The organism is Nisaea sp. (assembly GCF_039990255.1).
Lineage (GTDB): Bacteria > Pseudomonadota > Alphaproteobacteria > Thalassobaculales > Thalassobaculaceae > Nisaea.
In genome coordinates, this window is the sequence record NZ_JBDXGG010000001.1 from 1 (window position 1) to 8,137 (window position 8,137).

7 protein-coding genes are annotated in these 8,137 nt (G+C 57.1%); 3 read left to right on the forward strand and 4 right to left on the reverse strand.

Annotated elements, in window-relative coordinates; translation table 11 throughout:
* Nucleotides 1-559: 559 nt before the first annotated feature.
* Nucleotides 560-1,474 carry an Abi family protein gene (locus ABJ076_RS00005; protein ID WP_348037671.1) on the reverse strand — a complete coding sequence of 305 codons (915 nt, stop codon included), beginning with the start codon at nucleotides 1,472-1,474 and terminating at the stop codon, nucleotides 560-562.
* A 376-nt stretch (nucleotides 1,475-1,850) separates the two neighbouring features.
* Complete coding sequence (locus tag ABJ076_RS00010) at nucleotides 1,851-1,994, reverse strand: hypothetical protein (RefSeq protein ID WP_348037669.1); 144 nt, start codon at nucleotides 1,992-1,994, stop codon at nucleotides 1,851-1,853.
* A gap of 119 nt (nucleotides 1,995-2,113) precedes the next feature.
* Between ABJ076_RS00010 and ABJ076_RS00015 the strand changes: the two genes are divergently transcribed.
* Nucleotides 2,114-2,377, forward strand: coding sequence for a DUF3892 domain-containing protein (locus ABJ076_RS00015; protein ID WP_348037667.1), 264 nt, complete (start codon nucleotides 2,114-2,116; stop codon nucleotides 2,375-2,377).
* A 133-nt stretch (nucleotides 2,378-2,510) separates the two neighbouring features.
* Here ABJ076_RS00015 and ABJ076_RS00020 read toward each other — a convergent pair whose 3' ends face one another.
* A complete protein-coding gene (locus tag ABJ076_RS00020) occupies nucleotides 2,511-3,242 on the reverse strand; it encodes a DUF6118 family protein (protein ID WP_348037665.1) in 732 nt (243 codons plus the stop codon).
* Between the two features lie 8 nt (nucleotides 3,243-3,250).
* Nucleotides 3,251-6,769: a Ti-type conjugative transfer relaxase TraA gene (gene traA, locus ABJ076_RS00025; RefSeq protein WP_348513287.1), complete on the reverse strand. Its 3,519-nt coding sequence runs from the start codon at nucleotides 6,767-6,769 to the stop codon at nucleotides 3,251-3,253.
* Between the two features lie 216 nt (nucleotides 6,770-6,985).
* Here traA and ABJ076_RS00030 point away from each other — a divergent pair, with 216 nt between their 5' ends.
* Together ABJ076_RS00030 and ABJ076_RS00035 are read left to right on the forward strand one after the other, a co-directional pair.
* Nucleotides 6,986-7,270, forward strand: a complete 285-nt coding sequence (locus ABJ076_RS00030; protein WP_348037662.1) for a mobilization protein — start codon at nucleotides 6,986-6,988, stop codon at nucleotides 7,268-7,270.
* 13 nt (nucleotides 7,271-7,283) lie between these two features.
* Nucleotides 7,284-8,137: type IV secretory system conjugative DNA transfer family protein (locus ABJ076_RS00035; RefSeq protein WP_348513288.1), on the forward strand; the 854-nt coding region annotated here is incomplete at its 3' end.

Here is an 8,137-nt window from a genome sequence, read left to right on the forward strand (position 1 = left end):
CTCGACGGGTAAAATCGATGATGGTAGCTTCGTCCATGGTGGTGCGTCCTAAAATGGTTGGTTGGGTGTGTAGCAACACCAATCCAACCAGATGCACCGCCGTCATTCAAATCGCCCGGACACCAGATTCAGACATAGCTCAGCATGAAGAGCGTGCGCTCGATCCGAGCCAATAGCGTTTCGTGAAAGCAAAAACAAAAAGTATCACCAATCGCGTTGAAATCTTCGATTTCAGGCAGCGATTGGTGATACACCTTTTCACGAAGTGCTCTCGGGGAAAGGTTAAGATCACGCACCCTGGACAATCAGAGAACCGAGAGCCGGATTGGCGTCTCAGTCCTCAACAAGATGACTTCCCTCGGACGTCCCACGTTCGAGCGTATCTCATGATGCCAAAATTCTGGGTAAGGGACCGCCGCGCGCCGCCTGATGATTTGTGCAACACGGTGGGGGAACTGCGCCCGCGCCAGGTGCGTAGGCCGGATATGCCGGAGGAATGATGCAACTCTCGCCAAGTCTGCCGCCTCGACGTGCTCACTGTGCTAAGAAGCATTGTCCGTCACCCAGCCCAAATCACCTGTTGTTCCCAGCCATCGGGAAACCCCGCATTCTTTAGTGAAACATAAGCATTGTCCGGAAACGTGCCCAAATGCTCCAACAAGAACAAGCACCAGGAGGAGTTCGGATTAATCACGCCGACCATGTGACGCATGATCGCAAAGGCGGCGTAGACACGCGTTTGAGCGCGCCTATCCGCCTGGATGTGATCAAAGGCTGGAATGTCCCCCGGCCCGCCCATACGAGGGATATTCACCAGCGGTTTGTTCCAAAGTCGGGAATGGTGAGCACAGATGTTTCGAACATCATTGAGGACACGCAGCCATCTCTCGAAGATCCGCCCGTCTGGCACACCGTAACTTTGCGCAATAGCATCTCTGTCAGCCTGTAAGAGACCTGCATAGAGGTGCGATAGGGCTCCGAAGTCCCAAATCTCCGCCGCTACCCATATTGGCATGTCTGCGCCTGGGTATCTGCGCCGGAAGTGCAGCGCGAAATCCTCACGAGATCTCTCGACCTTTCCATCCAAGATCCGGAGCCATTTTTCATGTTCGGTTTCTGCTTGCGGATTACGGCGACGGCGGGAAAAATGACCGTGGAGCTGCGAAGGATCTCTATGCGCAAGAGGAGCCCGCTGACCGAGCAGGATAGCAAGATCCGCCCGCAAAGCGATTTCGATGCGCTCTAGGGCATCGAGAGCCATCAAACGCAGCTTTTTATCGAAGACATAGAGATCCAGGGCATGGCTGAAATGTGTGCCCTGTTTGAAGGTGTCTAGAATCGTTGTCTGCTCGACCCCAGTGTTAGGATCTACCACCGTCTGCTTTTCACGAAACGGATACCAATACGCACTAAGGCGATAATAGTTGACGCGCGAAAGGTAGAATTTAGCTCTCGGCTCGTCCGTAATTTCCATTCCACGCTGTTTTAAAAGCGCAACTTGGTCATCAAGAGATAGGAATGGTTTCGGATATAAGGCCACAATTCAATATTATAAATAAGAAGACCGACCCGTACACCGAGGTGCAGTGGGGCCGGTCATGTCTCCTATAATATGGATGATTCTCGCGCAAGAATGCAAGGAAAAACCGTACTAAATGTACACATCATAAATAAGCATATTTCTTCAATGCCTTATAAGTGGCCCAGTCGCCCCGAATCTTCGTGTGCAACCGCCCTAGTAGAACACACTCAATAGATACGATTCAGGGTTGTTTTTATTAAAAAACAACCCAATATTGCGGGTGGAATGTTATTCCCATTTATAGACCGGTTTTGACAAACTCTAGAGATTAAGAAGAAAGGAAGTAGGTGAACAACATGGCAAAATCGAACAAAGAAGTAACGAGCGCGAAGGCTGCATCAGCAGCGTCAAAAGTGCTTAAAAACCCAAAGTCCAGCTCAGCTGCAAAGACGGCGGCAGCTTCGGCACTCACGCAGCGTCCGAACAAAAAATAACGTTAAAACAATGGAGAGAGGTGCCTGATAATCCCGCGCACCTCCAAACAGGAATATTTCGAACCATACAATATTTCATCTACAAGGAACGCTTCAGATGGCCGACAGACAAGTTACTGCCTCCGGAAAAAACACGGATGGCGATATCACTAAGCTCTGCAAGTCAGGCGCAACATGGTCTCCTCGCCTGAAGGCAGATGCGATCAACGACATCGAAAAAGGCCTGCACACTTACTACGTCCAGCAGGCTGGTACGTCTCGCGTCGACATCACCGTGGTGAATGGAAATACCGGGAAATACCTTCGCTCGACCGCAGATTCGTCTTCAGAAAACAACTTGGACAATCTCCCGAATTGCTAAGATCATTACCGGGTTTGCAGGTCGTATTGTGGCTTGGGGGAGTGTGCGTTCCGCGATGGCATCAAGCAACTTCAAATCGCCACCTGACTGAGGCGCCTCCAACTTTTGGGCCTAGCTCTCTTCCTGCCAGCCCTCAGTTTTCGGACACGACAATGGTGCATGTCTGGTCTTGCCCGGCCATTGCGGCGGCCGCCCGGCATTTCTCGATGGCCTCGTTATTGGCATAAACCAGCTGGTTGGCTGTATTCATAAACTGCGCGCTGGCAGGATTGCCGGCACTCATCATGGCAAAGCCGGCATTCCAGCGCGTGTCATGCATGAGGAAGGCCGCGACCCGCGAGGCGAGAGCGTCGGGCAGACAGAACAGCACCACACCGACCAGGAGCATTCCGGCCACCAGTCCGCCGAAGCCGGCAAAGTACAGGTTTCGGGTCTGGGTTTCCCGATCTCGTGCACTTTTGGTATAGGCGGCAAGGGTCCGGGCTTCGCGCGCCAGATCGCTGGTAGCTTCATCCACTTTACGCGCCAGTGATTTTACCAGCCCGTCCCCGCCCTGTTCGGCGGCGCGCGTCAGTTGGGCCGGCTGAAGCCGGAGTACCGGCAATTGCTCGATCGCCTGAAGGCGCTCCCGGGTCCGGGCAAGGCTTTCCACCAGACGACCGAGATCGGCACTGTAGTCGACCGGCTGACCGATCCTGTCGATCTGGTCGAAGGCCGTCTCGACCCCCTTGCGGATCACGGTCATTTCTCCGCCGATCTCGCGTGAGAGCTTTTCCACCGCCTCACGCAAATCGTCGAAAGCCTGAACCGGATCGCCGGCAGTTTCCATGTTGTCTCGTTCGAAGTCCGCGCTTGCGTCCGTCATCGTGTCCCTTACATTTCCAGTCCGTGGCTCTTGTCGAGCTTTTGCTCCCGCGAGATTTGCCGCTCCAGGTCTTTGGCAAGGCTCTTTTCTTGGCCGATATGGTCAAGTCCAAGGTCTTTCGACCGCTTTTGAAGCGCCTGCTCCATCTGCGGATCGCGCTCGAGGCTTTTCGTCAAATCGCGCAACTCAGATGCGACCCTGCCGCGCGCTTGCGTCTCCTGCCGCCCACGCAGCTCCCGGTGCTCGGCCTTCAACTCCTGCCAGCGCTCGACAAAGCGATCGGCACGAACAGCCGGGTCCGCAACCGCCGCCCGCTCACGCTCCATGCCGGCGACAAGATGATCGACACGGTCCCGGCCAGAACGCTCCGTCATGGCCAACGCGGTCTGCGGATCGCGCTGCACCGCAGATCTGATCAACTCCAGGGAACCGGACCGCGCCTGGTCGAGCTGACGGCCGGCCTCCTGCATTTCCCGTTTCTGACTCTCAAGGAGAGGCAAGCCCTGCCCACGCTGCTTTTGTCCGGCGCTAAACGCCTGCGCATAGCGATCGACGGCCGTTTCAAACGGGGAGTGCCGGCGCAGCCGCTCAGCAAGCCTGTCCTGGTCTATATCGCGCGTTTCCGGCTTGCGTTCCTGTTTCGACCGGGCGTTAAGCTTGAGACCGTCAAACAGGCTACGCCGCTGTTTGCCCGCCGACGGTGCGTTTGCCTCGGTCGTTCGCTCTGCGCGATCCGCAAGCTTCTTCTCGCCAGATCCCCTATCCTGGGCCACCATACGCCCGACCGTTTCGGAGCGATCTTTCTGCGAGCGAACGCGCTCCCCATTAGCGCCGTAGTGAGCCGGAGAAAGATCGCGGGCAGCACTCCGCTCCATCCGCGCAACATCGATCTCGCTCCTGATCCCCAAGGTTTCCGCTATCCCGCGACGCTCTGCAAAAGCGGCGGAATAATCCAGCGTCGTTTCCTTCACGCCGGAACGCGACAAACGGGCTTCCAGCTGTCCATAGGCCAGATCCTGCGCCTCAATCACCTTCCAGGCATTGCGCTGCACCTGCGTTCCATCAGGAAGCCTAACCGTCTGAGATCCCTCATGCCGAAGCCCGATCGTCTCGCCGATCTCCGGTTTGGCCTCACCAATGGCCCGCTCAAGATCAACACCCCAAGTCGTCTGTCGCTCGCCTTTGGCGTTTTCCAGAGTGACGAAGTAGCTCTTGGCGTTGCCTGACCGGTGCTCAAACGGCGCCTTGCCATGTTCGACCAGGCGACCCGATGAACGATCGCCGAACTCGCCCATATCCGCATAAAGCTGCGCGCCATCGCGATGCCTGGTCATAGCAACATAGGTCAAATGTCGGTCCATCGTTGCCGACGCCAGAACATAGGCTCGGTCGACCGTCGCCCCCTGGTTTTTGTGGATCGTCGTCGCATAGCCGTGGTCGATGGCCTTGTAGGTCTCCAAATCAACACGCACGCACTCACCATCGCGGCCATCGAGCTGCGCAACGATCCTGGGTGGGTCACCCCCCTCACCGGCTTCGATGCGCTCCACCGTGCCAAGCATCCCGTTTTTGACACCAAGGTCACGGTTGTTCTCAAGGAATACGATCCGGTCACCCGGCGCAAAGTCGCGCTTGCCGTCATTGGTCTGAACCGACACTTCGCCGGCGTCCTCGCCGCGCGACAATGAACCGCGTTCCTGAAGCTCGGAACGGATGCCTTCATTCAACGCTCGAACATCAACCCTCCGATGCGCCATAGCGACCCGGCTTCCCTGCGGCCGCTGGTCAAGATCGGCAAGGTAGTCTCGAACAATCTCCGACCGCGCCTGGTCGCGATCAGCCGCAAAATGAATGTCTCCATGATCGCGATAGGCGGCCAACCCTTCGCCCGTCTTATGGGTGGCAAACGAAACAGAAGCCTCCCGCTGCCAGTCATGACGCTGGCGGCGAATTTCCGTAAGCTCCGCATGACCGACCTCTTCCGCAACAGCCCGGAACGGAGCGCCCGCCCCGATCGCCTGCAACTGCTCATGATCGCCAACAAGAACGATCTTCGCCCCGCGCGCTTCAGCCTCGCCAACAAATCGCGCCAGCTGACGGCTGCCCACCATCCCCGCCTCGTCGATAACAAACACGTCGCCGCGGCCGAGCTGGCGCCTGTCGTTCTGCCAACCCATCTCCCACGACGCCAACGTGCGGCTCGCAATCCCGGAACTCTCTTCCAACCCTTCGGCCGCCTTCCCCGACAAGGCCGCCCCATGAACCCGGTACCCCTGTCGCTCCCAGGCCTCACGCGCCGCCGCCAGCATCGTCGACTTGCCCGCCCCCGCAAACCCGACCACCGCCGCAATCCGTTCCCGACCGGTGATATGCGCAATCGCTCCACGCTGCTCATTCGACAATCGCGCCGAGATATCCCCGGCCCCGCGTTGAAGCGCCTCGTCCTGTCGCTCGATCGCACCACGAACATGTCGCTGATCGACACCATGCGATCGCGCCGCATGCATTCGCCGCGCGCTTTCGATCATGCTGCTTTCAAGAGACACCATGTCCCGCGTTGAATAGCGCGCGAGCGTCACTTCGCCCGTTTCCCGATCAACACGCTCGCCCTGAAGCTGCACAAGCGTCGGCGAGGCCATGACTGAAGCAAAGGCGTTCTGAAACGCTTGGGGCTCATCGTTGAGATAGCGATGCAGTGTGCGGGCAATATCATGCCGATCGAACACGCTCTTCTCTTCTGCAATCAGCGACAGAACCTCTTCCGGCTTTTCCCGGATAAGCTCCGCATTGCGTTTGGCCGACCCCTCATCCAAACGGGTTCGATCTACCGCCCGCCCCTGCCGTTGCAGCTGCGTCGCATGAACTCCCATATGCTCCGTCGGAATGATCTCAAGCCCCCGGTCCAAATGGGACCGGTGATCGATCCGGATATCAAACCCTTCACGTGCCAGCTGTTCATTCGCTATCCCTTCCCAAGATCGGCGAATGTCACGAATCTGCATGTCGCTCGCCGGCAAGCCCTGTCCCAACAGCCACTTGTTCTCACGCTCGATATAGGTTTTCTCGCTTAAGCCGCTTTTCTCAACCCGACGTGTCGTCATCATCACGTGCGCATGGAAGTTCCGAATGTCGCCTTCGACATGCGGCGCATGAATGGCAAAGTCCACTGCCACGCCATAGCGGTTCGCAAGATCGGCGGCAAAGTCGCGAACCGCTTCCAGCCGCGCTTCAGCCGACAACTCATGGGGAAGCGCAATCTCGAACTCACGAGCGACACGGGCGTCTTTGCGGTTTTCGGCAAACTCGGCGGCATTCCACAAAACCGAGCGATCGCGCGCCCACTCGGCGGATGACCCTTCGGGCAGAACGATCTCGGTGTGCTCGATGCCCTGTTTTTTGGTGAAGTCATGCACCATGCCGTCGCGTTCATTCCCCAGCCGCTCACCGGATCGATAGGCGATCGCCGCCACGGCGCTGCGGCCGCCCGATCGCGATATTGGCTTGATGCTGCAATGATAGACGGCCAATCCCGATCTCCTAATCCTCAAAGAGGGTATCAAGCACTGAGTTGAGCATCAACTCGTAAGTGCGCCCTTCAAATTTCAATCGCTACGCTTTTTCATTTTCAGGTATCGGAGCAAGCGGATAGCCTCTTGCCTCAATATGCGCAACTTTGCGTTTTGCTTCCTCGGTAAAATTAATTATAGAGTGCAGCCCTGTGGTACCTTCATCAGGAAATCATCATGGCACGCAAATCCATCGAACAGCGACTAGCTGAACTGGAAACGAAAAAGAAGACGCTGAAAGCACGGCTCACAAAACAGGAGCGCACCCGCGACACACGCCGTAAGGTGTTGCTTGGAGCACTTGTGCTGCACCGTCTTGAGAATGCCAATGACCCGGAATTTACACGGCGGCTCTCCGACTGGCTACGCCGCGAACTGCCGGACTTCCTCACTCGGGAGGCCGATAAGGAACTGTTTTCCGATTTGATCGAGATAAGTACCGAAAACCAAAAAGACGCTTGATACAGGGGAATTCATGCTGAGATTAAAATTGGCCTGGGTGGCATTGAAAAATATTGGGCGCGCCGCAGGACGTGACCCCATCTGGGCATTGATCGCTTTCGTGACATTTCCCTTTCGCTATGGCGCGTTTTTCGTGAAGTTCGTTGTCGGTCTTCTGGTCATCATACTCATTCCTACTTTCGTCATTGAATATCTCGTCCATAACGGCACGATCGAGCGCGCCGGCCTCATTCGCCAGATCGCCAGTTCGGTCGTTATCATCTTTGCCTTGCTGCTTATTTGGCGCGCTATCACCAATGCGCTCATCGACAATTTCGGTAACATCGCCGGTGAAACCCACGGCTCCGCCCGCTTCGCGACACCGAAAGAGATGGCGCCCTATTCGCAAAAGTCTTCCGGCCTCCTAATTGGCCGAGACCCCAAGTCGAAAAGGCTCCTGCGCTATGACGGCCCGTCCCACCTCATCACCATGGCGCCGACCAGGACCGGAAAAGGCGTCGGCACCCTCATTCCAAATCTGCTGACCGCCGATCGCTCCATCATCTGCATCGATCCCAAGGGCGAAAACGCAAAGATCGCCGGACGCGCCCGGGAACAGTTCGGGCCAGTCCATATTCTCGATCCCTTCGGCGCGACCGATACCCGGACCGGCACCTTCAATCCCATGGACAGCCTTGACCCGGCTAGCCTCGACCTTGCCGAGGACGCCGGAACGCTCGCCGATGCCCTCGTCTTCGACGAACCGGGCATGAGCGGTGAAGCCCACTGGAACGAGGAGGCCAAAGCCCTGGTCGCCGGCCTGATCCTCCAGATCGTCTCCCACGAGCCCGCAGCCCGGCGCACCCTCATGACCCTCCGGGAGAACCT

Bases quoted from the DNA above. Each gene is read 5' to 3' on its own strand.
- ABJ076_RS00020 (WP_348037665.1), bottom strand. From the start codon at position 3,242: ATGACGGACGCAAGCGCGGACTTCGAACGAGACAACATGGAAACTGCC.
- ABJ076_RS00005 (WP_348037671.1), bottom strand. From the start codon at position 1,474: ATGGAAATTACGGACGAGCCGAGAGCTAAATTCTACCTTTCGCGCGTC.
- ABJ076_RS00030 (WP_348037662.1), top strand. From the start codon at position 6,986: ATGGCACGCAAATCCATCGAACAGCGACTAGCTGAACTGGAAACGAAA.
- ABJ076_RS00015 (WP_348037667.1), top strand. From the start codon at position 2,114: ATGGCCGACAGACAAGTTACTGCCTCCGGAAAAAACACGGATGGCGAT.